13 protein-coding genes are annotated in these 25924 nt (G+C 53.2%); 7 read left to right on the forward strand and 6 right to left on the reverse strand.

Features of this window, described 5'->3' with window-relative positions; translation table 11 throughout:
- The first annotated feature begins 7 nt into the window (after positions 1-7).
- Positions 8-628: a hypothetical protein gene (locus Q4E93_RS07610; RefSeq protein ID WP_303583973.1), complete on the forward strand. Its 621-nt coding sequence runs from the start codon at positions 8-10 to the stop codon at positions 626-628.
- Here Q4E93_RS07610 and Q4E93_RS07615 read toward each other — a convergent pair.
- The 4 genes from Q4E93_RS07615 to Q4E93_RS07630 form a co-directional block, all read right to left on the reverse strand.
- Entirely contained in the window at positions 591-2399 is a 1809-nt protein-coding gene (locus tag Q4E93_RS07615; RefSeq protein WP_303583974.1) for a cytochrome-c peroxidase, read from the reverse strand. The genes Q4E93_RS07610 and Q4E93_RS07615 overlap by 38 nt on opposite strands.
- Positions 2365-3735: an alkaline phosphatase family protein gene (locus Q4E93_RS07620; protein WP_303583975.1), complete on the reverse strand. Its 1371-nt coding sequence runs from the start codon at positions 3733-3735 to the stop codon at positions 2365-2367. Before Q4E93_RS07620 ends, Q4E93_RS07615 begins: the two co-directional genes overlap by 35 nt.
- Positions 3736-3801: 66 nt before the next feature.
- Complete coding sequence (locus Q4E93_RS07625) at positions 3802-4662, reverse strand: helix-turn-helix domain-containing protein (protein ID WP_303583976.1); 861 nt, start codon at positions 4660-4662, stop codon at positions 3802-3804.
- Positions 4663-4675: 13 nt separating this feature from the next.
- Positions 4676-5698, reverse strand: coding sequence for an acetamidase/formamidase family protein (locus Q4E93_RS07630; RefSeq protein WP_303583977.1), 1023 nt, complete (start codon positions 5696-5698; stop codon positions 4676-4678).
- 72 nt (positions 5699-5770) lie between these two features.
- Between Q4E93_RS07630 and Q4E93_RS07635 the strand changes: the two genes are divergently transcribed.
- Positions 5771-7504 (forward strand): GMC oxidoreductase, encoded by a 1734-nt coding sequence (locus Q4E93_RS07635; RefSeq protein WP_303583979.1) that lies wholly within the window; start codon positions 5771-5773, stop codon positions 7502-7504.
- 27 nt (positions 7505-7531) lie between these two features.
- Here Q4E93_RS07635 and Q4E93_RS07640 read toward each other — a convergent pair whose 3' ends face one another.
- The gene (locus tag Q4E93_RS07640; RefSeq protein ID WP_303583981.1) at positions 7532-8953 is read right to left on the reverse strand and encodes a hypothetical protein; all 1422 of its coding nucleotides are present in this window, start codon (positions 8951-8953) and stop codon (positions 7532-7534) included.
- A gap of 173 nt (positions 8954-9126) precedes the next feature.
- On the opposite strand from Q4E93_RS07640, the gene Q4E93_RS07645 reads away from it, so the two are divergent.
- From Q4E93_RS07645 to Q4E93_RS07665, 5 genes are all read left to right on the forward strand, one after another.
- Complete coding sequence (locus Q4E93_RS07645) at positions 9127-10467, forward strand: PQQ-dependent sugar dehydrogenase (RefSeq protein ID WP_303583983.1); 1341 nt, start codon at positions 9127-9129, stop codon at positions 10465-10467.
- A gap of 127 nt (positions 10468-10594) precedes the next feature.
- Positions 10595-14047: an ATP-binding protein gene (locus Q4E93_RS07650; protein WP_303583984.1), complete on the forward strand. Its 3453-nt coding sequence runs from the start codon at positions 10595-10597 to the stop codon at positions 14045-14047.
- A gap of 13 nt (positions 14048-14060) precedes the next feature.
- On the forward strand, positions 14061-14507 hold the full coding sequence (locus Q4E93_RS07655) for a response regulator (RefSeq protein WP_303583985.1): 447 nt from the start codon (positions 14061-14063) through the stop codon (positions 14505-14507).
- 18 nt (positions 14508-14525) lie between these two features.
- The gene (locus Q4E93_RS07660) at positions 14526-15434 is read left to right on the forward strand and encodes a helix-turn-helix domain-containing protein (protein ID WP_303583986.1); all 909 of its coding nucleotides are present in this window, start codon (positions 14526-14528) and stop codon (positions 15432-15434) included.
- A gap of 79 nt (positions 15435-15513) precedes the next feature.
- Positions 15514-16515: an aldo/keto reductase gene (locus Q4E93_RS07665; RefSeq protein ID WP_303583988.1), complete on the forward strand. Its 1002-nt coding sequence runs from the start codon at positions 15514-15516 to the stop codon at positions 16513-16515.
- A gap of 67 nt (positions 16516-16582) precedes the next feature.
- Here the strand turns inward: Q4E93_RS07665 and Q4E93_RS07670 are convergent, their stop codons facing one another.
- Positions 16583-25708: a T9SS type A sorting domain-containing protein gene (locus Q4E93_RS07670; RefSeq protein WP_303583990.1), complete on the reverse strand. Its 9126-nt coding sequence runs from the start codon at positions 25706-25708 to the stop codon at positions 16583-16585.
- Positions 25709-25924: the final 216 nt, after the last annotated feature.

A 25924-nucleotide genomic window follows, 5' to 3' on the forward strand; every position in this document is an offset into this window, starting at 1 on the left:
TATTACTATGAACTCTTTTGATGAGATCAAAGGTCTCTGGGCAAAAAATGCGGCTTCCGAAGCCAGCCTATTAGGTAAAGAAAAGGTGGCGGCCGTCGTAAGATCGAGGATCCGAAAGGAAAAGAAAGCCATTGCCGGATATTTCTGGCTGGCCCTATCCTACCATATCCTCATTTATTCTTCTGTTTGCTGGCTGTTCATAAAATTCCGGGGTGATAACCAGGTGATGGCCATGTGCGCCGCAGTTGCCGCTCTGTATATTCCTTTTACGATAGTGCTGATGCGCAAATTCAAAGCAATGTATCGACCAGACGCAACAGCGAAGTTGCTCGATATCCGGTGTAGCGTCAGGCGGCAGTATGAACTGTTAAGCCAATTTTTTATACTGAAGAAAAGGTTTGATCTGGGGGGGATACCCATCACGTGCCTTGTATTGGAAGGGGTCTTATTCAAGCTGTATGTGCCCGGCGGGATCATCGCTCATCTGCCTGCCGCCCTGGCTGTTTATACCGGGATCGTTTTGATATTTGGCACGGCTGCCTGGTTTGAAAACAGAAAGCACTTTATACGACCTCTCCGGAGGCTTGGATTTATTCTGAAGGATATTGACTATCCAGACTTTTCATAAATGCGACTATCTCATTCCGCTGGTGCTCCGTAAGATCCAGTTTATCAAAAGGCAGCGTTTGGTTATCCATCTTTAGCCCCAGACCTGCCCCTCCGCCCTTGTTGTAAAAATCAATCACCTCCTCCAGGGTATTGAACACGCCATTGTGCATATAGGGGGCTGTGCGGGCTATGTTGCGAAGAGCAGGTGTTTTAAATGAATGCATGAATGACGGGACCTTTATGACTTCGTATCTTCCCCTATCCGGATCGATCTTCCTATTAGCCATCGATTGCGGCACACCGATGACCTCCGATTCCATCTTCATAAATCTTGGGGGGAAGACACCGCTGAAGAGCGGCATGTAATGGCAGGTACCGCATTTGGCCTTACCCATGAAAAGGTTGAATCCTTCGATCTCGCTGTCATTGAGGGCGGCTTTATTTCCCCTCATGTATTCGTCAAAGCGGCTGTTGAGGTAGGTCAGGCTACGGACGTAGGAGCCAAGTGCGTTCATTACTTCCAGGGTATCGATGTCAATCCTGTCCTTTTTGGGAAAGGCCGATGCGAACAGCCGGCGGTAGGATGTGTCTTCCCACAGGCGGGTGACTGACAATTTTATAGAGCCATGCATCTCTTTCTCATTCTGGACGACAGCCAGCGCCTGGTCTTCCAGGCTCTTTGCCCGCAGGTCGTAGAACAGGGATGGCTGCAAGGCTGCATTGATCAGGGTCGGCGTATTCCTGGAGAGCAGCTTATGGCCCCCGATGATCGTATTTTTCAACAGGCCATCGGCAAAGGCTTTATCCGGCTGGTGGCAGGACTGGCAGCTTCTTGTACCTGTGCCGGAAAGCAGCGGATCGGCAAACAGGCGCCGGCCCAGCAGAATCTTCTCATCCGTCATGAAGGCAGCGGCATCCGGCATATAAGCGTCGACATTAAAAGCCTTTGGATCGAACAGCGTTTTTGCGTCCTGGTTCAGCAGGCGGTTGTACCGGATGATCTTCATCTTTAACCGTTGTTGCTGGTCTGTTATCGCCGTTGATAAAGGATTGGCGTAGGCAGTAATGAATTCGGCCCTATTAAAGGAATCGAAGCCGGGATGTTTGCCGAGATAGATGGAAGCTTCACGAAGACTGGGGAGCAGGGTTTCGGCGTGTGCATAGAGAGGAAGGATGTTCTCAAGGCTGGAGAGGGCTGCGGCTGACTCTCTTATGCTTTCCAGGGAAAGGGGGTCGTCAAAGCCCGTAATGCCCAGCGTCATTATCCGGAACACTTCGAGCTTCGCGGCATCGAACACCTGCCAGTCCAGGATATCGATGTTGGCAAAGTGACGCTTAAACCTGACGCAGGCGGATGGGAGAAGGTGCAGCTGCCGCAGGAGATCCTCTTTCCGGGTGCTGTCGTATGCAGGATAGAGGTAACTTTCTATGACCTGTAATCCTGCCGGCTCAAGGACCTGACCATCCGCCTCGACCTCCTGCACCGGAGGGCCGTTGACAAACCTTGCGGTTGCAGGCTCGAAGTATTCGGTGGCCCATTCCATTTTTTTATATCCCATCCTTGTTTGAAGGAACAGCTCCCGTAGTTGCTTATCGTTGGAGCTGCCATGCTCTACTGCATGCTGGAGGGTATTGCATAAAGCAGCAAAGCTGTCGACTTGTGCCAACAGCGTTTGCGCTATTATTTTTTCGGGTGGATCTGGTGGCGGTTGGTTACAGGAAACCCAGATGACCGAAGCCGTGAGTAACCATATCTTAGTAACCGTGGCCGCTGTGTCCTTTATCGTCATAATTGGGGTCAAATACATTCTGAAGAGGGTTGGCATCTCTGTCGCGGGATGCCAAGGGTTTCAGGTCCCATCTTTTTTCAATGAAAGAGAGGATGCTGACCGTCTCGTATTGCGTGTGGTCCACGTATCCGCGTTTGGCGAATGGAGATACGATGATGGCCGGAACGCGGGTGCCGGGTCCCCATTTGTCGACGACAGGAGGCGCAACATGGTCCCAGAAGCCGCCGTTCTCGTCATAGGTGACAATGATAACCACGTCCTTGCCGTTGGGGCCGTTCAGCACTTCGTTGATCAGGTCCACCGTGTGGTACTCGCCAGCGGCCAGGTTGGCATAACCGGGATGTTCGTTGTTTGCGCCGACAGGTTTTACGAAAGAGACGCTGGGGAGCGTACCTGCTTTGGCGGCAGCGATGAATTCCGTTTCGTCTTTCAGGTGCTCTTTCTTAGCTGGCGTGCCATCCGCGTAATTGGCAAAATAGGCAAAGGGCTGATGATGGTATTGGAAGGTGCCGGGTGCATGGCCGGCCAGGGCGCTGTCCCAACCGCCGGAATACCAGGCCCAGGTGACTTTCTTCTCGCTCAACCTGTCGCCGATGGTAGGGAGGGTTTGGTTAGGCACCAACGCGGCCGGGTTAGCAGTGGATGGATGAGGGGCATTCACGGTGAAGCTGGTGTTCACCGCAAACCCATCGGGAGTTACGGCGCCGTCAGTGATGAGCTTACCCGTGGAATCCAGCTTAGCAACGATGGAGGCGGGTGCATTGGGGAACACCGGACTGGCGGCGGCTATCAGCCATATATGGTTCAGGAAAGAGCCGCCGAAGGCGCTGTGATAAAAATTATCGCAAAGGGTATATTGCTGCGTGAGGCTTAACATTGGCAACAGGCTTGTCTTATAGTAGCCCTGGGATAGTCCTGCGGTGTTGTTGTATAAAGCATATTTGTCCATCTTGCCGCCGTCGATCTGCAGCTGCTCCTGGTAATAGCGATGCAGCACGTCGGGAGTAGCCGCATCATTGGGCACATACTGATCGATGTTGAAGTACGTGTTAGGGAGGTTGGTGGGAAATGCGGTCGAGCCGGGAATAGCCGGTAGAACACCATAGGGAGTACCGGTGGCGTCCAGCTGGATAGTATTCGCGGCCCTGGCATTTGAGAGCCCGTTGGCGCCGGCGAATTGTCCGTAGAGATTGTCGAAGCTGTGGTTTTCGAGATAGATCACTACCACGTGTTTGATCTTATTGATCTCGGAAGGGAAGGTGGGGGGAAAGTTCTTTTTACAGCTGCCCAGGACCATGGTTGACAGCAAGGCAATGGCGATGTGCGTCTTTCTCATTTGCTTGGTTGTTTGCCGGCAAAGGACCATTTTGAATATGAATCAACCGTTATTGCTGCGTAAAGTTTACGTTAAGCTTTGCCGGAAATCTTCCGGCGGCACGCCTGCATATTTCCTGAAGAATTTGGAGAAGTAAGCGTTATCGGAAAAGCTGAGCTTGTAAGCGATCTCGGAGATGGATAGCTCTTTATTCACCATCAGCCTTTTTGCTTCCAGCACCACGCGATGCCGGATGACATCACCTGCGGAACGTCCGAGGATCTCTTTGCAAACTGCATTCAGGTGGTTGGGTGTGATAAAGAGCAGCTCTGCATATTCTTTCGGCAGCTTCAATGTGCCTACATGCTGTTCCAGCAGCCGCAGGAAGTTCCTTGCCAGGGTGTAATTATGAGATGTCAGCTGTAGCGTGGGGTGTTCGAAACCCAGTCTTCCGATGGTGATGAACAGCTGCATCAGCAGCACCTTTACCATGTCCAGGCTCTGTTTATTCTCCGCCGCCCTCTCTTTAAGAATATTTTCGAGGATAGCGCAAACATTCTCCCGAAGTTCCGGGGGAAGGATGATCACGGAGTTCTCCAATACGCCGCTGAAATACGGCAGCTGCTCGATATAATCAGGATCCAGCAGGAATTCTTTGAATAAGGGCACGGGAAAATTGATGACATACCCATCCACTTCTCCTTCAAAATTCCAGCTATGTACCTGTCCGGGTATCATAAAATACATCTGGTAAGGCTGGACGGGGAATTGCCTGAAGTCGATCATATGGGAGCCCCCGCCCTTTGTGAACAGCAAAAAATGATAAAAATTGTGTTTGTGCGGGAGGCAAAGGTTTGGATGGATCTCCAGGTAAGGCGCAAAGCGGCTGACGACGATGTCGTCCTTCGTCAGGTGGGCAATATCATAAATAGGAATATCCTTTTTCATCCGGCCGGGGAGCTTATTTTACAAAGATAGACTTTGGCAGCATGGCATGAACGCCCACATTGCCATCCACCAGCTGGGTGATGTCCACGTCTACCGCCACGCTGCAAAGCATGTAAGCATCCGCCTGCGACATCTTTTTTTCTTCCACCAGGTAGCTGATCATTTCCCGGACGGCGATGTGTGTGGCGGCATTGAGGTCCCTGTCGCAGCCCATGGTAATAATATGAGTGGAGGTTTCGGCCCTTGGCCAGTGGAGCGTCCTGCCTTTATGTACGGTGAATTGCAGCTTGCCTATGAGGGAAGTCTCGATGGCCGTGATATCCACTTCGCCGTTGCCTTGTGCGGCATGGCCATCGCCGATCTCGAACAGCGCACCCTTTACGTGGACGGGAATAAAAAGGGAGGAGCCTTCCACCAGCTCCTTATTATCGAGATTGCCGGCGTGGATCCATGGCGGTGCACTGTTCCATCGCCCGGCTTCCTTCGGTGGAGCGACCCCTGCGGATCCGAAAAAAGGATGCAGGGGTATGTCTATACCGTCCGAGAAGTGACCGGTCATTTTCTTTGTGTCGAGGGTGATCAGCCGCATTTTCCTATCGAAGATCTCGTCCGAGAGAAATCCGTTTTGACCAATGGCATTGTATCCGTAAGGTATAGCCAGCCTGATGGAATCAAACCGGACTTCCAGCACATCTCCCGGCTCCGCGCCGTCTATGTAAACGGGTCCTGTCAGCACATGACCGCCGGGCCCCTTATCCTTGACGGATTGCACGCCACGGAGCTCTTTCTCCACCTGGTCCGGGGGAAGGCCCGCCGCCTCCAGCCTTTCCGGATTGGAGGTAAGCAGGGTGTGGATCCTTACGAAATCGCCCGACCTGATATGAAGGGCGGGCGGCGTCTCCGACCAGTAGTAGCCCCAGGCTACCGTGGTTGGTGAGGGTTCCAGTATATAGGGATCCGCGGCTGCACCCTTCTGGGCTTGCAGGGACAGAAATAAGAAGCTTAAAACCAGTGACGACAAGATCTTAAATGGCATGTCACTAAAATACGAATTATCGCAGAAAATGACTAGTTTCAATCGTAATGATATAATCCATTATTAATCGCTATGCCAGGAGATTCGTTGAACATCAATAACAGAGCCGTCAACAACAACACCTACGATGCCATTGTCATTGGCTCGGGTATCAGTGGCGGATGGGCAGCCAAAGAGCTGACAGAAAAAGGGCTGAAGGTCCTGATGCTGGAAAGGGGCCCCAATTTCGAGCACATCAAAGACTATAAGACGGCCAACAAAGATCCCTGGGATTTCCCCCACCGGGGAGCTGCGCCACTGCAGTATATAAAGGATAACCCCGTGATCTCGAAGGACTGGGCCATGTATGGCACCGCGGCGCAGGAGCCCATCCTGGATTATTGGGTGAAGGAAAAAGACTGCCCTTATACACAGGTCAAACCTTTTGCATGGTGGAGGAGTTATCAATTGGGTGGCCGGAGCATACTCTGGGGCAGACAGTGTTACCGTTGGAGCGATATAGATTTCGAGGCAAATGCCAGGGACGGCATAGCCGTCGATTGGCCCATCAGGTATAAAGACATGGCGCCCTGGTATGATTACGTGGAAAAATTTGTGGGCATTTCCGGCTCCAGGGAAGGCCTGCCCCAACTGCCGGACGGACATTTTTTGCCGCCGATGGAACTCAACTGCGCCGAAAGGGATGTAGCCTCCCGAATCAAAGCGTTCTATAAAGGCAAGCGCCATATGTTCATTGGCCGTGTGGCCAATCTGACTGAAGCCATACCCGGAAGGACGAAATGCCAGTTCAGGAACCGCTGCTGGGAAGGATGCCCTTTTGGCGGGTATTTCAGCACGCAATCCTCTACTTTGCCTGCTGCGGTACAAACGGGCAACCTGACGGTACGTCCCTGGAGCATCGTTACCAGGCTTCTTTACTCGAAAGATAGCCGCCGGGCGAAAGGCGTTGAAATACTGGATGCCGAGACCAACCAGACGTATGAATTTTATTCGAAGGTGGTCTTCCTCAATGCCTCTGCCCTCAACAGCGCATGGGTGCTGATGAATTCGGCGACGGATATCTGGCCGGGCGGCCTGGGCAGCAGCAGCGACCAGTTGGGGCATAACGTTATGGATCATCATTACATGCTGGGCGCTCAAGGCTCGATAGAAGGCTTCGAAGACAAATATTATTACGGCAGGCGCGCCAATGGGTTCTATATTCCAAGGTTTGCCAACCTCTTCGGCGATAAGAGGGATTTTCTTCGTGGCTATGGCTACCAGGGCAGCGCCAGCCGTGACGGATGGAAAAAAGATGTTGCGGAGCTGGCGATCGGCGCGGATTATAAAACGGCGCTTACCGAACCGGGCGGCTGGCACATCGGAGCTACGGGATTCGGAGAAATATTGCCTTACCACGAAAATAAGATCACCCTGGACAAGGATAAGAAGGACAAATGGGGTCTTCCTATCCTGGCGATGGACGCGGAGTTGAAAGACAATGAATTGAAAATGCGTAAAGATATCATCAAAGAACTGGTAGCCATGTTCGAAGCAGCCGGCGTGAAGCAGATCAGCACCTGGGATAGTAAAGAATATGCCATCGGCCAGGGGATCCATGAAATGGGTACAGCCAGGATGGGCAAAGATCCCAGGACTTCCGTATTGAATGGCCATAACCAGGTGTGGGATGCCCCCAATGTGTTTGTGACAGACGGAGCCTGTATGACCTCTTCCGCCTGCCAGAACCCTTCCCTGACCTATATGGCCTTGACGGCCAGGGCCGCTGACTTTGCCGTCAATGAAATGAAAAGAAGAAATATCTAGCTTCGCAGGATCCGTCTATGGAATCACTTATCCCGGCAGTAAAAACCCGAGGGAGAAGCTGCTTTTCACGCCTACCAGCAAGGCATGCAATAAATAATAGGAGAAATACCTTTCGGGATCATGTTTGTAATCCACCTTACCTGTTCTTTTTGATTCCGGCAGCGTACGATCCTTGTCTTTCGGGATGATGAAATGTTTTAGGAAGAAAGACTTCACCTTGTCTACTTTTTTTTCATCCTTTCCCCGCAGCTTGTCGACCACCAGGCCATGGTATTCCCCAATGATCCTGCCGGTGGCTTTTTCTTCCGTCATCTCGAATTGAAAGGCAAGACTATTCAGCATCCCGGATTCCAGGTGAATACTGCCCAGGTTCTCTGCAGGAGGGTTGAGGGTAGTCACATCCAGCTGATGAAAAGCGCCTTCCACCCTATAAGGGTCCCCTTTGCGCAGCGGCATCTTTGTCGTTGCGGTGACGGACCCAGATCCCATCAACGAGCCTTCGGTGACCAGGGTGACATAGGCAGGGTCGCCGGCTGCAGGATGATTGATGAAGGGGCTCACGGAGATGGTCATATGAAGGATCTTCAGCACCCCTGTCTTGTTGCCTTTGGCGGGAAATTCTTCGTATGAAAAAGTACTTTTTCCCACTTTCACCGACTGCACCCGGATGGACAGCGGAAGGTCTTTCAGGTAATCCATTGGCAGCGGCTTTCTGCCCGGCTGCAAGGGAAGGCGCCGGTCCCGGAAGACATATATATTATTATGCCTGATGGTGATCTTGTCTGCAATCAGGCGGTGATGCAGGAGAGCCATGACGTCCAGCGCTTCTATTTGCACACCTTCGCCGGAGGCTGTGACACAATCCACCTGGTGTCCTTTAATGCCGCCCAGTTCCTTTTTGTCGACGGTGGGAATAAGCTTCAGGCTGTCGATCTGCAGAGAAGATCGCTTACTGTCCAGCAAAAGGTGTGTCACGTGGATGGTTTGGTACGCACCTGGGGGTGTGATCGATAGTTTTTCCGCGTTCAGCCGAATGGCCCCGAAGAGAAAGCTATCAGTGGGGTGGTCGAGATCGGCGATGCGGACCGAGTCCAGCTCGAGGTCGCCGGCCATGAAGAATTTCGCAGGCTGTTCTGCTTTGATGCCGGCAAGCGTTATGCTGGTGAGGGAAATATTTTTTCTGGAAGCCGCCAGGGAAAGATAATTGATGCCATGGATCACCAGCCGCCTCGCCGAGAGGCGGCGTCCCGAATCGGTGGCCTGTATGTCATTCACCACCAGCGAACGGCCTAATATGTCCGGGTTCACGGAGCCATACGTCACTTTCAGGGAGGACGGCAATTTAAGCAGGGCTTCATCCAGCTGCCGCCGGATCACTGCATGGGTGATGAAATAGCCGGCCACCAGCATGAGCATAAGGATCCCCGCGATGTATAGAAGCTTACGCATAACTGCTGGTATGAACGGGCGGAATGGGTGTGGAGGTTGCTCTGTGGAAGATTTTCCCCATGTATCGCAAGCAACGTTGCGCTTCGAAACGTCGTTTGATCTATTTAGGTCCATTCCTGGCAAAAGCATACACCCCTCTCCCGGATCTATCTTTTAATTTTAAAATCATGTGTATGAAATTTCTTGCCTCCCTTACAGGAATGTTGATCCTCTTAGCAGCGATGGGCTGTAAAAAAAATGACAAACCACCCACCACCCATATTACGCCCGACCTGCAAATGGTGGCGGACAATCTGGTTTCACCCGTAGCCCTGGCCTCTCCTCCCGACAATAGTAAAAGGCTTTTCATCGTTGACCAGGTGGGCAAGATCCGGGTCGTCCAGGCGGATGGAACCCTGGCTGCCACCCCTTTCATCGACCTTTCCTCTAAAATGGTGACGCTGAATGGGAGCTATGACGAGCGGGGACTGCTGGGGTTGGCTTTTCATCCGGATTTTAAGAACAACGGTACATTTTACGTTTTCTACACTGCTCCGCCCCATTCCGGCGGACCGCAACCGGGGTCTGGCTGGGACAACCTGACCCGGATCTCTGCGTTCAAGGTCACGGCAGACGGCAACAGCGCTGATATGGGTTCTGAACGGGTCATCCTGGAAGAAGATCACCCGCAGGGCAATCACAATGGCGGGACCGTTGCTTTTGGACCGGATGGTTACCTGTATATTTCCATTGGCGACGGAGGCAACAAGGATGATGTGGGGCCCGGGCATGTCGACGACTGGTATAAAGACAATGCCGGCGGCAATGGGCAGGACATATACAGCAATCTCCTTGGAAATATCCTGCGGATAGATGTCAATAGCGGCAGTCCCTATGGTATTCCTTCGGATAATCCATTTGTGGGAACGGCTGCAAAAGGTGAGATCTATGCTTATGGTTTTAGAAATCCCTATCGTTTTTCCTTCGACATGGGAGGGACGCATCAGCTACTGGCGGGGGATGCGGGACAGTCCTTATATGAGGAGATCGACCTGGTGACCAAGGGCGGCAACTATGGTTGGAATGTCAGGGAAGGCGCCCATTGTTTCAACACGGACAATGACCTGCAGGAACGATCCGGCTGCCCAACGGCGGATACGGCAGGCAAACCGCTGATCGACCCCATCATCGAGCTGGTGAATGCCGCCAATCCCAAAGGCGGTGGAGTAGCTGTGACTATTGTGGGAGGAAATGTTTACCGGGGTGACAGCTTGCCCAACCTGCAGGGTCGATATATCTTCGGTATTTTTTCACAGGATGGACAACCCAATGCCAGGATCTATTCGGCCCAGTCAGCCACCTCGGGTATGTGGCCCTGGTCTGAGCTGAAATTGAAAAGTTTTCCGGACAACCTGGGCATGTTCGTCAAGAGCATCGGGCAGGACCAGGACGGGGAGATATACGTGCTGACTTCCGGTCAAGCCGGTCCCAGCGGGACTACCGGCAAGGTTTTCAAGCTCGTGGGGAGGCGGTAAATCCGGTAAGGGTTAAATTATTTTTTAGGGCCGATTATATGGTTTATTTTTTGCAATAAATGACCAGACAGGCAGTTGAGGAATTTTGGCCACAAACCAGGAATTCCCCGTCGTTCCTAAATCGTTTATGACCCAACAGATGGTAAAAGACAAGCTCGCAGCTACTCCCGAATTCCTGGCAGGCGGAGGAGAAATGGGCCAACGTATCCGTGAATATGACTGGTCCAAAACACCGCTGGGCCCCATCTCCGATTGGCCGCAAAATCTGCGCACCTGTATCCGTATCATGCTGACGTCCCGGCAGCCCATCTGGATGGGCTGGGGAAAAGAGCTGATCAAGCTGTACAATGATCCTTACAAAGCAATAGTCGGCGGCAAGCATCCGTGGGCGCTGGGAGAGCCGGCATCCCTCGTGTGGAAAGACATCTGGCGGGACATCGGTCCGATGCTCAGACAGGTGATGGAAAAGGATGAGGGGACCTATGTGGAATCACAGCTGCTTGTCATGGAGCGCAATGGTTATCCCGAGGAGACATACTATACATTTTCCTATACGCCCATTCCTGGCGATGACGGCGCCACTGCCGGCATGATCTGCTTCAACACCGACGACACGGAAAGGATCATCAGCGAACGGCAACTGAAAACACTTACCCGGCTTGGTAAGAGCCTGACGGATTCAAGATCCAACAAAGACATTATCGAAAGGACGATCACCACCCTGGGGGATAACCCGCATGATTTTCCTTTTATTTTATTTTATACGCTTTCCGGCGATAGAGCGACGCTTTCCGGTACCACTTCATTGGGAGGATCGGCGGCCATTGTGCCCGCCGAAATAGATCTTACCGTTGATGATCCCCAGGCCTTCCCTTTTCAGCAAGCGGCGGCCACGCGAAGATCGCAGCTTTTTGAAGGGATCCATGATAAGATGGGGCTTATGCCGAAGGGCGCCTGGGAAGTGGCGCCGGACAAGGCATTTATTCTACCCATAGCATCGGCGGGAATGAAAGAGCCATTTGGCTTTCTTGTCGTAGGCAATAACCCCTACCGGCTGCCGGATGAAAAATACCGGAGCTTTTTTTCTTTGATCGCGGACCAGATAGCCACCAGCTTTTCCGACATCCATGCGTTGGAAGAAGAGCGGAAGCGGTCGGAGGCGCTGGCTGAAATAGACAGGGCCAAGACTATCTTCTTTTCCAATATCAGTCACGAGTTCCGGACGCCGCTGACGCTGCTGCTGGGACCTATCGAGGAGGTCCTCAACGACCCGCAATCGGTGGCCGTCAATAAATACAGGATGGGGATTGCCCATCGCAATGCCCTGCGTATGCAGAAGCTGGTGAATACGCTGCTGGAATTTTCCAGGATCGAATCAGGAAGACAGGAAGGCAAGTTCAGCCGGGTGGATATTTGCTCCTTTACGAAGGATCTGGCCAGCTCCTTCCGTTCGGCCATCGAAAAAGCGGGCATGCAGCTGCACATTTCCTGCGGTGAGATCGGGGACGAAGTATATGTGGATGTGGACATGTGGGAAATGATCGTGCTAAACCTGATCTCCAATGCATTTAAGTACAGTCACCAGGGTACTATCGACGTGGGTGTCCGGCAACAGGGAAAAGAAGTCCTTGTCACGGTGGCCGATGCGGGAGCCGGGATCCCTGAAGACCAGCTGGAGAAGATCTTCCAGCGTTTCCACCGTATCAGCGATGTCCAGGGCAGAAGCCTGGAGGGAACAGGCATCGGGCTGGCGATGGTGAAAGAGCTGGTGAAGCTGCACAAGGGCAGCATTACGGTGGAAAGCCGGCTGGGCGAAGGGTCAACCTTCACTGTGACCTTGCCCGTGGGCAAGGACCATTTGCCTGAGGACAGGATCGGCAGGGTTCCTTTTGGCGCGGCTATCCCGAAGAACGCCGATGCCTTTGTCATGGAGGCGCTGAAATGGATCCCCGACGAACAAGGTGCGCCGGGTACATGGGGATCGGGAGACGATGCCAGCGAACAAATGGCCGTCCCTGCGACCATCCATCCGCATACCGTGCTGCTGGCGGACGACAATGCCGATATGCGGGATTATGTGGGGAGGCTGCTTTCGAGCTATTACAATGTTGTCACGGCCATGAATGGGGAAGATGCGTTTGAAAAGATGGTGCATTATAAGCCGGACCTGCTGTTGTCGGATGTGATGATGCCCCGCCTGGACGGTTTCGGTCTGCTGAAAAAGATACGGGAGCATCCTGAGATCAAAAACATTCCCGTCATCCTGCTGTCTGCAAGGGCCGGCGAGGAGGCGAAAGTCGAAGGGCTCGATGCCGGCGCGGATGACTACCTGACAAAGCCGTTCTCTGCCAGAGAGCTGCTGGCCCGTGTTGACGCCAGCATTAAGATCGCGAAGAACCGGATCACGGCCGAGGATAATTTGCGGAGCATTATCCTGCAATCACCCGTAGCGACTGCTCTTTTCCGCGGACCTTCTCTCACCATCGAGCTGGCCAATGAAAGGATGCTGGATATCTGGGGCAGGAGCAGTGGAGAAGTGATCAACCAGACCGCTGCCCTGGCGTTGCCTGAGATAATGGCGCAAGGTTTCGACAAGATCCTGTCAACCGTATATGCAACGGGAAAAGCGCACCAAGGAATCGAGGTCCCCATCGATATCCGGCACCCGAATGGGATTCATACCTTTTACTTCGACTTTATTTACGAACCGTTGTGGGATGAGCATCATCATATCAGCGGCATCATTGCGGTAGCTACCGACGTATCCGCCCAGGTCTCCGCAAAAAATGCCATCAGGCGGCAAACGGAGATCCTGGAACAGGAAGTAAAGAGCCGCACCCAGGAGTTAAGCCAGCTCAATATTTCCCTGCGTAGAAGCAATGATGACCTACAGCAATTCGCTCATGTTGCCAGTCACGATCTGAAAGAGCCGGTGAGGAAGATCAGGACCTTTGGCAGCCGGCTGCAGGATGAATATGGCCATCTGCTGCCGGAAAAGGGCAGGCTGTTCCTGGAAAAGATCCACCATGCCACGGAAAGGATGTTCTCTATGATCGATGGCGTGCTGACCTATTCCATGCTCAACGGCCTGCAGCAGTCCATCGAGACCGTCGATCTGAACGAGGTCTTCCGTAATATCGAGTCGGACCTTGAGGTCTTTATCGTTCAGAAGCAGGGAGTGATCAGGAAAGGATCGCTGCCCGCAATTGAAGGCTCGCCCGTGCTTATCTATCAACTCTTCTACAACCTTCTCAACAATGCCCTGAAGTTCTCCAGGTCCGGCGTGCCGCCTGTGGTCCACATCAGCAGCCGCATGAAAGATGATGACGGACGTAAGTGGGTGGAGATCGGTATTGCAGACAATGGCATTGGCTTCGATCAGAAATATGCAGCATCCATCTTTGATACTTTTGCGCGACTGAATTCGAAGGATAAATATGAAGGGACGGGGCTGGGGTTGGCACTGTGTAAAAAGATCGTCGAACGGCATCATGGCACGATTACTGCCTTGGGTACAAAAAACACCGGAGCGGCATTTACGATCAGGCTGCCTGAGCGACAAACAGAAAACAATATTTAATCATTTATAAACAATGGTTACGCGAATTTTGCTAATTGACGATGACAATGATGACAGGGAATTATTCTCGGAAGCCCTGGCCTCCGTAAACCCGGTCATTAAATGCGATCTGGCCGCCGATGCGGAAGAAGCGCTGCATAAATTAGAAACAAAAGAGATCGATTCGCCCGATGTGATCTTTCTCGACATCAACCTGCCTGTTATGACGGGCTGGCAATTCCTCACCAGCTTAAAGAGCAAAGAGGACTATAAGGATATCCCGGTGATCATGTATTCCACGTCTTCCAACCAGCGGGACAGGGATATTGCAAAAGATCTCGGCGCCCTTTGCTTTATTACCAAGCCGAGCGCTTTCAAGAAGCTGCAGCATACATTGGATATCATCGTCAGCTACGGCAACCGGCAGCTCTACCATCTTCTTTGCAATGCGATACACGAAGGGGGAACTAGTTTGGTTTGAATTTCTTAACTTTACTGGATGAAGCAGGCAGAATCACTCCAGGAATTCTACACCCGGGTGCCCCAGGCCAACCCGGACAGGCTCCCGCTGAATAATGCAGGGCCTGGTCATTTCAATATATTCAGCCGGGATTGCTGCTTTCCCAAAACGTCTTATATCCGCCGGGACTTTTATAAGATATCCCTCATCATCGGAACGGGGAAATTATATTATGCCAATAAATGGATCGACATCGACAGGCCGGCCCTGCTGTTCTCCAACCCCATCGTTCCCTATTCATGGGAAGCCATCTCCGAGATCCAGAAAGGCTGGTTTTGCCTGTTCACCGAAGACTTTATCCATCCTGCCGAACGGAGGGAAAGCCTGCAGGAATCCCCTTTGTTCAGGATTGGCGGCTCTCCTGTATTTTTTATCAACCGGCAGCAGCAGGATGAGCTATCGGCCATCTTTGTCAAGATGCAGGAGGAGATGGGTTCTATCTACACCCATAAGTATGATCTTCTCCGGAATTATCTTCATATCATCATCCATGAGGCGATGAAAATGCAGCCTGCGGAGGCTTATAAAAAACATCATAACGCCTCTGCCCGCATCACCTCTCTTTTCCTGGAGCTGCTGGAACGCCAGTTCCCTGTCGACACGCCTGAAACCAGTCTACAGCTGAGGACGGCCAATGATTTCGCCCGCAGCCTTTCCGTCCATGTCAATTCACTGAACCGGAGCGTAAAGGATATCACGGGCAAGACCACCACCGAACATATCTCTACCCGTATCGTAAAGGAGGCGCAGGCGCTGCTGACGCATACGGACTGGAATATTTCCGAAATAGCCTATAGCCTTGGCTTTGAATACCCTGCCTACTTCAATAATTTCTTTAAACGGCAAACCCGGCTCACCCCAGGTGAGGTGAGGAAAAACATTGTTTGATATTTATAAGTATTGGTTTGAATACTTTTACAGCCGCCCTCCTACCCCGCCGTACCTTCACCGGCATAAAATTGATTGTATGCAATACAGAACACTATCAACTACCGACGAAAAATTATCCGCCATCGGGCTGGGATGCATGGGCATGAGCTTCGCTTATGGTCCTGTCGACGACAAGGAAAGCATTGCCACGCTCAACAGGGCGTTGGACCTGGGTGTCAACTTCTGGGATACTGCAGACATGTATGCCAATGGCGTCAATGAAGAGCTGATCTCACAGGTGCTGGTGCCCAACAGGGACAAGGTCTTCATCGCCACCAAGTTCGGCTTCAGGTTCCGGGATGGAAAGGCCTCGCACAGTGGCGCTCCCGGTACCTATGTGGATGGCTCACCCGCATGGATACGTGAGGCCGTGGACAAGAGTCTGCAAAGGCTGAAGATCGACACCATCGACCTGTATTATGCACACCGGATCGATCCGAATGTTCCCGTGGAAGAGACAGTAGGCGCTATGGCCGACCTGGTAAAACAGGGAAAGGTCCGTTACCTGGGCCTTTCAGAAGCTTCGGCCGCCTCTATCCGTAAGGCGCATGCGGTCCATCCTATCGCAGCCCTGCAATCGGAATATTCCGTGCTTACGCGGGACGTGGAAGGAGAGATATTAAAGACCGTCCGGGAGCTGGGAATCACCCTGGTAGCTTACTCGCCTTTGTCCAGGGGATTGGTGACATCTGTGGCGGACCCGTCCCAGCTGGCCGCGGATGATTTCCGCAAGGGTCTGCCCCGTTACTCCGGAGCGCACCTGGCCAACAACCAGTCCATAGCAAAAGGCTTTGCTGAAATTGCCGCCGGCAAAAATATAACTTCCGCGCAGCTGGCGCTGGCATGGGTCCTGGCCCAAGGCCGGGATATCATCCCTATCCCAGGCACCAAAAAAAGGAAATACCTGGAAGAGAATGCTGCTTCGGCGGATGTGACCTTGTCTGCGGGGGAGCTGCGCGCCATCGACGAGTTGCTGGCCCGTTTTCCGGATACGGGCGGCCGCTACAGTGAGGCTTCCATGAACCTGGTGAACCATTAGCCATCAGAACCTGCTGAAAGTGAGGAACGCCCCCTTGCGGGGGCGTTCCTTATCCGGGGATGTTTACTTATCTTTTTATGAGCAGCTTTTGGGTTGTTCTGGTCTTGTCATCCAAGTCGATGACCACCAAATACATTCCTGTCGCCAGCCGTGATACATCCAGCGAAAGGATGGCATCAGCTGGCTGCAACGCCACCATCATCTGCCGGCCTGTGTTATCGAAGACAGATACCTTTTCCACTTTGTTGCCGTTGAGCCCGATGAATACCCTGTCCGTTGTGGGGTTCGGGTACATCGTCAGGCCGGATACAGCGCCGATGCTGACCATGCGCACGTCAGAATAAACTGCCGACCCGTCGAGGTCTGTCATCTTCAGCCGGTAGTAAGACGTCCCTTTCAGCGGATGGCTGTCTTTGGTGGAGTAGCTCAATGGCTGCGCACTGTTGCCGGCTGCAGGCACTGACTGCAGCGGATCGAAATGTTGCCCGTCTGCTGACCGTTCGACCGTAAAGTAGCTGCTGTTCTGTTCCGAGGCGGTGGCCCAGTCAATATCCACCAGTGAAGCGTTGACCTTATTACATTGGAAGTAAGTCAATTGGATCGGAAGAATATTGTTCACCGTAAGGGAAGCCAGCGTAAAGGCGCCGAAGGTAGTTACGGCAGCGCCTGACGTCACGGTTCCTGCGCCGGAATTACCCGTCGTAGCGCTGTTGCCCAGGTCCTTCCACTTGGCTTGTGCGGTGCTCCAGCCTGCCACATGCAGGGCGCCCATGCTCGTGATGGCGCCGCTATGTGAATTCCACGACAGGTTTACCGTAACATTGGAAGCCCCGTTGACCCTGTTCAGCATCCAGTACTCTGCCGCCGAAACGTTGTTCAGGGTGATATCCCTGGAAGTTTGCGGATACGTCGGGGACGGGTTTGCACGGATGTATTGGGCTGTGAAAACATCCGTTGCGGAGGAAGGCGCGGACATGGCTATCGGCCTGTAGTAGTTGGCATCTCCCACGGGGAATGTAAAGGCGCCCGTTCCCACCTTGGTGACGACGCCATTGACATGGCTGTTGTCCGATGCGCCCGAGACGGCCGAGCCATTGAGGAAGGTGAGGGTGGCATTCTGTGTTACGACACCCGAGACAAAGGTCATCAGCTTCGACACCTGCTGTGTGCCGGAGGCGACGGTCACTCCATATGGCGTATTGATCACCAGGTTATAGAATGTCTCCGTGCCTGCGCTGCTGATGACGGCAGGCGAAGAGCAGCTGACGAAGCTCACGGTTCCGGTGCCGGGCGTAAAGGTGCCGTTATTCGTGAAGTTCCTGTAAATATATAGTATGGGTGAGCCGGAGATCGTCAGGGAGGCCCCGCTGTTGATCGTGAGATCGTAGACGTTTGCGTCCGTAGTGATGACCGGGCTGTTCGGCGTTCCGGAAGGAATGACGGCAGATGTGAACCTGTCCGGCAAACCACCCGACCAGTTGGCCGCGGTGAACCAGCTGGTGCTGGCAGCACCGGTCCAGGTCGTCGTATTCCCTGACTTCACATAGGTGACAGTATTGGATGAATAGGTTGCTGCCGCACAGCCCGGCAGGTTGGGCGTGAGTACACAGGTCACCACGTCACTGTTGGACAGGGAGGGGTTGTTATAGGAGGCGCTGGTGCCCGTCTGAACCACCGAGCCATTCACCTTCCATTGGAAGTTGGGTGAGGAGCCCGCGTTAACCGCATTGGCTACAAAGCTGCCGCTATTGAGGTTGGAAACGACGGCGCCGGAGATCGTCGCACCGGTATTGTATAGACTGACATCCACCAGCATGGGAAGCGTGGGTGTCGAGCCGCTGCTCCGCAGCAGCGTGCCATTCCTGTAGTATCTCACTACATTGTTTTCCACCGCGATCTTCAGGATGTCGCCGGTGGTATAGGTGCCGAAGGCGCCTTTGTCTACGCTGGATTCATAGATATGCAGGCTGCCACCGGCCAGCAGGTAGAAGGCGTATTGTATGGTCGTATAGCTGGGGCTGCTGTAGCTGGAGCTAAGACCTGCCATCCTGTTGGTAGTGGTCTCGGTGGCCGTGAACTGGAAATACCCATTGTTGCTCACCGTATTCCAGCTGCCTACACCGCCGTCCCAGGCGTTGTTCGACAGGTATTTGGACAAACCATTCACACCCACCACATTCGTATTGGGGGACAGGGTCGACAATTTCCATTCCACCTGCTCAACGACAGCCGCACAGCTGGAAGGATCGACCACACCCTGTATGGAAAAGTCCAGGTTCAGGGGTGGTGTTATCGTGTTTTTGATCGTGTCGGCGTTGTACGTAGAGACGGTGCAGCCGGGAAGATCGGGTGTAAGGACGCAGGTGACCACGTCATTGTTGGCAAGACCGGCATTCGTATACGTAGTTCCGGCGCCTGTCTGTACGGTAACCCCATTCACCTGCCACACGAAAGTGGGATTTGTCCCGGCATTCACCGTGCTGGCCGTGAAGACACCGGTGCTGTAATTAGACACCAGGGCATTGCCGATGGTACCATTCACATCGCGGATGGATGCATCCACCAGCAAGGGCAGCACCGGGGTCACACTGCTGATATACAGGGAAGTCCCGTTCTTATAGTATTTCACCACATTGTTCTCTACAGCGATCTTAAACACATCGCCCGGTGTATAGGTACCAAAAGTCCCTCTGTTGGAGCCGGATTCGTAGATCTGCACGGAGCCGCCGGATACCAGGTAGAATGCATATTGTATGGTCGTATAGCTGGCGCTGGTATAATTCGTACTGAGGCCCGCCATCCTGCTGGTAGAAGTTTCGGTGGCCGTGAACTGGAAATAGCCGTTGTTGCTTACTGTGTTCCAGCTGGCAACGCCGCCATCCCATGCGCCATTGGACTGGAACTTGGACAGACTGTTGACGGACACGATGTTCATATTGGACGACAGGGTAGACAGCTTCCATTTCACCTGTTCGATGACGGTGGCGCAATTGGAGCTGGCCGCTGTTGCCGTTATAGCGAAGTCCACATTCAGGGGCGGCACGCTGGAATTGGTGATCGTATTGGAAGTATAGGTCGCGGCCACGTTGCAGCCCGCCAGATCCGGCGTGAGCACGCAGGTCACTACGTCATTGTTGTTCAATGACGTGTTCGTATAGGTGGCGCTGGTCCCTGTCTGCATCACGGCGCCATTCACTTTCCATTGGAAGGTGGGGTTAGCGCCGGCGTTGGCCGTGGTGGCTGTAAAAGTGCCGCTGTTGTAGTTAGACACCAGCGCGTTGCCGATGCTACCGCCTTTGTCATTGATGGAGACATCCACCAGAAGGGGCAATACGGGCGTGATGGTGCTGACATACAGCTGAACGCCATTCTTATAGTATCTCACCACATTATTCTCCACCGTTATCTTCAACACATCCCCTGTGGCATAGGTACCGAACGTACCACGGCTGTTGCCTGACTCATAGATGCCCAGGCTGCCATTGGACACCAGGTAGAAAGCGTACTGGATGTTGGTGTAACTGGTTCCGGTGAAGCTGGCGCTGAGGCCGGCCATCCTGCTGGTGGTGGTTTCGGTCGCCGTGAACTGGAAATAACCATTATTGCTCACCGTATTCCAGGAAGAGGCCGCCGCGTTCCAACCATAGTTCTGGAACCTGGAGACACTGTTGGTGCCAGCAACGACCAGGTTGTTACTGAGATCGGATAGTTTCCATTTCACCTGCTCGATGACAGACTTACAATTCGCGGTGGAAGCGGTGCCCGTGATGGCGAAATCCATGTTGAGGGGAGCCGCCACGCTGTCGGTGATCGTATTGGACAAATAAGTGGTAGTTGCATTGCAGCCTGTAAGATCCGGCGTCAGCTCGCAGGTGACCACGTCGGCATTGTTCAGCGACGTGTTGGTATAAGTGGCATTGGTGCCCGTTTGCACGGTGGCGCCATTGACCATCCAACGGAAGACCGGGTTGGCGCCGGCATTCGCCGTATTGGCAGTAAAGACACCGGCATTGTAGTTGGACACGATGGCCCCGCCGATGGTGCCGCCCTGGTCGCTGATGCTGGCATCCACCAGCATGGGCAGCGTAGGCGCGACACCGCTGATGTACAGCAGCGTACCATTTTTGTAGTATTTCACCGTACCTGCCTCGACGGCGATCTTCAAGATGTCACCGGTGGCATAGGTTCCGAATGATCCACGACCGCTGCCGGACTCGTAGATCTGCAGGGCGCCGCCTGATACCAAAAAGAAAGCATATTGAATATTCGTATAGCTGGTGCCGGTGTAGGTGGTGCTGAGCCCCGCCATCCGGGACTTGTTGGTCTCGGTGGCCGTGAACTGGAAATAGCCGTTGTTGCTCACGGTATTCCAGGAAGATACGCCGGCATTCCAGCCGCTGCTCTGGAACCTGGAAAGACCATTGGTCCCCACGATCAGCAGGTTGGTGGAAAGGTCGGACAGTTTCCATTTCACCTGCTCAACGGCCGAGTTGCAATTGCTCGTTGCCGGGGTACCTGCAATAGCGAAGTCCAGGTTGGCCGGGGTGATCACGGTATCCTTTATCGTGTTGGAAGCAACCGGTATGGCGTTGCAGTCGGACAGGCCCGGGGTCATCAGACAGGTCACCACGTCATTGTTGCTTAATGATGGATTGGTATAGGTGGCACTCGTTCCTGTTTGCACTACCGTACCATTCACTTTCCACTGGAAGGTGGGATTGACGCCCGCGTTCGCAGTGCTGGCCGTAAAGGAACCCCCATTATAATTTGACACCATGGCGCCCGTAATCGTGCCATTGACCGAATAGATGCTGGCGTCCACCAGCAATGGCAATGTGGGGGCAGTATTACTTTGATAGAGCAGGGCGCCATTCTTATAATATTTCACCACATTGTTCTCCACGGCGATCCGCAGGATGTCGCCGGGAACATAGCTGCCATAGGTTCCGCGCCCGCTGCCGGACTCATAGATCTGCAGGCTGCCGCCGGAATTGAGATAAAAGCAATATTGAATAGTGGTGAAATTATTACCTGTGAAGGTATTGCTGAGGCCGATCGCACGATAGGTATTGGTCTCGGATGCCGTGAACTGGAAATAGCCATTGTTGCTCACGGTGTTCCAGGAAGATACGCCTGCATTCCAGTTGCTGTTCTGCAACCTGGAGAGGCCGTTGGTGGAAAGGATGGTCAGATTGTTGTTGAGGTCCGACAGCTTCCATTTCACCTGTTCCAGGACGGAATTGCAGTTGGTGGTAACGGGCACGCCCTGTATGGCAAAATCCATATTAAGGGGAGCGACCACCGTATCCTTTATGGCATTGGAGCTGATGGGTGCAGCGATACACCCGGCCAGGTCCGGGGTCATTTCGCAGGTGACCACATCTCCGTTGGCGAGGCCTGAATTGGCATAGGTGGCATTGGCGCCCGTCTGCATCGTAGCGCCATTGACCATCCAACGGAACGTGGGGTTAGGGCCTGCATTGACTGTATTGGCAGTAAAGGACCCTGCATTATAATTAAAGACCTGCGCATTGGTGATCGTGCCGCCTACATGATACAGGGAAGCATCTACCAGGAGCGGCAGGGTTGGCGCCACGGCACTGATGTACAAAAGAGCGCCATTCCTGTAATATTTCACCGTCCCTGCTTCCACCGCGATCTTCAGGACATCGCCCGTACTATACGTTCCGAAGCTTGCCTTACCTGTGCCGGACTCATAGATCTGGAGGCTACCACCACTGGTAAGATAGAAAGCATATTGAATATTGGAATAGTTGACCCCGGTGTAGCTGGTGCTGAGACCCACCATCCTTGCCGTGTTGGTCTCGGAGGCGGTGAACTGGAAGTAACCGTTGTCGCTGACCGTATTCCAGCTGGCGGCCGCGCCATCCCAATTGTAGGACTGGAATTTGGAGAGATTGTTCGTGGATCCCACCGTCACGTTGTTGGTCGTGTTACCCAGGTTCCATTTCACCTGCTCTATGACGCCGCTGCAGCTGGTAGAAGCCGCTGTACCCACAATGGAGAAATCCACATTGATGGGGGCGATCACCGTATCCTTGATGGGGTTGGAAGCCACTGGCACGGCGCTGCAGCCGGAAAGGTTGGGCGTGACGAGACATGTCACCACGTCACCGCTGGCCAGGCCGGCGTTGGTATAAGTGGCGCTGGGGCCAGACTGAACGATGGCGCCATTGACCTTCCACTGGAAAGTGGGGGCCGCACCTGCGTTGACGGCGCTGGCGATGAAAGAACCGGCATTATAATTCGACACCAGCGCATTAGCAATGCTGGAGCCCGTATGGTACAACGCCACGTCTACCGCCAAAGGCAGGGTGGGAGTGGTATTACTGATGTATAAAAGGTTGCCATTCTGGTAATATTTCACCACATTGGATTCTACCGCGATCTTCAGGATATCCCCTGTCGCATAGGTTCCGAAGGTCCCGCGGCCAATGCCGGATTCGGTGATCGACAGGGAGCCGTTGCTGTTGAGATAAAATCCGAATTGAACGGCGGTATTGTCATAAGAGGTATAGTTTGTGCTAAGACCAGCCACCCTCGTCTTGTTGGTTTCCGTTGCCGTAAACTGGAAATATCCATTGTTGCTGACCGTGTTCCAGGAATAGGTGCCGCAATCCCAGCCGCCGAGGGTGCTCTGGAATTTACTTACAGTATTGTCAGCGGCAATGGTCAAATTGTTGGTCGTATTGGCAAGCTTCCATTTCACCTGTTCGATCACCGAGTTACAGTTGCTGGCAGCCGCGACGCCCTGGATGGCAAAATCCAAGTTGATGGGAGACACGACGGTCTGGGTGATGGTATTGGAGGTGACCGGCGCCAGGTTACAGCCGGGCAGGTTGGGAGTCAATACGCAGCTGACCACATCATTGTTGTTCAGGGAAGTATTGGTATACGTGCTGCTATTCGTTCCCACGGGGCTGCCATTCAGCAGCCATTGGTAGGTGGGGCTTGCGCCAGCATTCACTGCATTAGCGGTGAAAACGCCGGCATTATAGTTAGACACCGTCGCGTTGCTAATGGTGCCGCCCTGGTCATTGATGCTAACATCCACCAGCATCGGCAGGGTGGGCACCACCTGGCTGATGTACAGCAAAGCGCCATTCTTATAATATTTCACTACGCCGTACTCTACTGCCATCTTCAGGACATCACCAGTGGTATAAGTGCCGAACGATCCCCTGGAGCTGCCGGACTCATAGATCACGAGGTTACCGCCGTTGACGAGGTAAAATGCATACTGAATCGTGCTATAGCTGCTGCTGGTGTGGTTTGTACTGAGGCCGGCCATACGGGATTTATTGGTCTCGCTGGCTGTGAACTGAAAATACCCATTGTCACTGACCGTATTCCAGCTGGCGGCCCCGCCATTCCAGCCGTTGAACTGGAACTTCGAAAGGCTGTTGGTGGAAACAACGGACATGCCGGTGGACAAGGAGCTCAAGTTCCATTCCACCTGCTCTGTGACGGCGCTGCAATTGGTGGCGGCCGCCGTACCCTGGATGGAAAAATCCACATTGGGGGCTGCGCCTACCGTATCGGTGATCTTATTGGACGACATGGTCAGGGTGCCGCAACCCGTTATATTCGGGGTAAGCACACAGCTTACCACATCATTCACATTGAGTGAAGTATTCGTATAAGTAGTACTGTTGGTACCAACGGGGCTACCATTCAACAACCATTGATAGCCGGGGCTCGATCCGGCATTCAGGGCCGTCGCGGTGAAAGTTCCCGAAGTGGGATTCGACACAACGGCGTTCGTGAGGGTGCCGCCTTTATCGGCCAGGGACGCATCCACCACCATTGGCAGCGTGGGAGCCGTCGAGCTGATGTATTGCAGCGTCCCGTTCTTATAATATTTGACGATGTTATTCTCCACGGCGATCTTCATGATGTCGCCTGTAGCGTAGGTCCCGAAACTTCCCCGGTAAGAGCCATTCTCATAGATCTGCAGGTTGCCCCCGCTGGTCAGGAACCAGGCATATTGAATAGTGAGATAGCTGTTGCTGGTATGCGAGGTGCTGATGCCTCCCATCCGGGATTTATTCGTTTCGCTGGCTGTGAACTGGAAATAACCGTTGTTGCCGATGGTGTTCCAGCTGGCGGCCCCTCCATCCCATGAGCCGGACTGGTACTTGGACAGACTATTACCCGTGGCCTGCACGTTGTTGAGGCTGGATGACTGCCAGGCTACTTCCTCCTTCACCTGTGCGCAGGCGCTGGCGGCAATGCCGCTGGTGACATAGAACTCGAGTCCCGCGGGGATGATCTGGATAGCATAATAGGTGCTTTGGCTGCATTCCAGCATCTGTCGATCCGCGTCGCTCAGCTTGCTGGCAAAGACGATCACCTCGGAAAGCTGCCCGGCGGGCAGCTCATCAGCCGCAGCGGAAGTACCCCTGAACAGGCGAATCCCATTCAGGTTGGGCGTAGACGCAGGAAAATCGTGCGATTGCACGCCACCGTTGAGATATTGTACGCCGTTGGTCCCGTCGGTCAGGGCCGAGTACAAGAATAAGGTATTGCTGTTCAGCTGGGGCACAGGCTGCAAAGTCGTCCCATTGTTCCAATCCTGGGGAGAGACACCCATACTGGTGGGGTTGGAGGTATTGGGGTAAGCAATCTTAAAAGTATTGTTGGAAGTTCCATCGAACATCGTGACATATCCTGTGGTAGAGGTGCCAATGCCTGTACGCCTGTTGACCAGGAAAACGGACAAGGGTCCTGAAAGCCCAAAATTGGCCGTAGCCATCGTTTGGGTGGTACCGTTGAAATCACAGATGGCGCGTCCATTCTGTATGTCTACCACGCCGGCATTGACAATGCGCGGTTGTTTGGCGGCCGTAGCCTGCACAGCGTCGTGACCGCTGCCGCTTTGGTCATACCAGATGGATATATAACCATTGTTGCCGCCAACGAAGGACAGCAGGGTTGTTTGATCAAGATCTCCACCAGCGGTGAAACCAATATCCATTGTCGTGTTGTCGCTGCTGCGACGCACCTGGATAGCTTTCGTGGCGGTACTTTTTAATTGGCGAAGGGAATAGGCTGCGGTAGGCGAAGTAGATAACAGATCCAGTATCTGCTGGGATTGTCCCTGGAATGTAAAGAGAATCAATAAAGCGACCCCTAAAGCACTTCTCACGGCCTTGTGTAATGGTCTTTTCATAGAAGGGATATTGGTATTGGTTGTTTAAGGACTACTTTGGATTTTGGTTGACAGACCATTGGGTATTCCTAAAACATGCCATAAATCTATTAGATTTATTATCAGGCAGTTAGCTTCTTGGGATGCTCGTTAGCTGTCCCCTTTTGGGAAGAATTAAGTAGAATTGGGAAGGTTCTCATAAGGGGTTTGGCGTATAAAACCGGGAATAATGGGATG

The organism is Flavitalea plasmicola (genome assembly GCF_030546645.1).
Classification (GTDB): Bacteria; Bacteroidota; Bacteroidia; order Chitinophagales; family Chitinophagaceae; genus Puia.

Excerpts from the sequence above, each read along its gene's own strand:
- Q4E93_RS07610 (WP_303583973.1), top strand. The coding sequence starts at position 8 with ATGAACTCTTTTGATGAGATCAAAGGTCTCTGGGCAAAAAATGCGGCT.
- Q4E93_RS07615 (WP_303583974.1), bottom strand. The coding sequence starts at position 2,399 with ATGACGATAAAGGACACAGCGGCCACGGTTACTAAGATATGGTTACTC.
- Q4E93_RS07620 (WP_303583975.1), bottom strand. The coding sequence starts at position 3,735 with ATGAGAAAGACGCACATCGCCATTGCCTTGCTGTCAACCATGGTCCTG.
- Q4E93_RS07625 (WP_303583976.1), bottom strand. The coding sequence starts at position 4,662 with ATGAAAAAGGATATTCCTATTTATGATATTGCCCACCTGACGAAGGAC.
- Q4E93_RS07630 (WP_303583977.1), bottom strand. The coding sequence starts at position 5,698 with ATGCCATTTAAGATCTTGTCGTCACTGGTTTTAAGCTTCTTATTTCTG.
- Q4E93_RS07635 (WP_303583979.1), top strand. The coding sequence starts at position 5,771 with ATGCCAGGAGATTCGTTGAACATCAATAACAGAGCCGTCAACAACAAC.
- Q4E93_RS07640 (WP_303583981.1), bottom strand. The coding sequence starts at position 8,953 with ATGCGTAAGCTTCTATACATCGCGGGGATCCTTATGCTCATGCTGGTG.
- Q4E93_RS07645 (WP_303583983.1), top strand. The coding sequence starts at position 9,127 with ATGAAATTTCTTGCCTCCCTTACAGGAATGTTGATCCTCTTAGCAGCG.
- Q4E93_RS07650 (WP_303583984.1), top strand. The coding sequence starts at position 10,595 with ATGACCCAACAGATGGTAAAAGACAAGCTCGCAGCTACTCCCGAATTC.
- Q4E93_RS07655 (WP_303583985.1), top strand. The coding sequence starts at position 14,061 with ATGGTTACGCGAATTTTGCTAATTGACGATGACAATGATGACAGGGAA.
- Q4E93_RS07660 (WP_303583986.1), top strand. The coding sequence starts at position 14,526 with ATGAAGCAGGCAGAATCACTCCAGGAATTCTACACCCGGGTGCCCCAG.
- Q4E93_RS07665 (WP_303583988.1), top strand. The coding sequence starts at position 15,514 with ATGCAATACAGAACACTATCAACTACCGACGAAAAATTATCCGCCATC.
- Q4E93_RS07670 (WP_303583990.1), bottom strand. The coding sequence starts at position 25,708 with ATGAAAAGACCATTACACAAGGCCGTGAGAAGTGCTTTAGGGGTCGCT.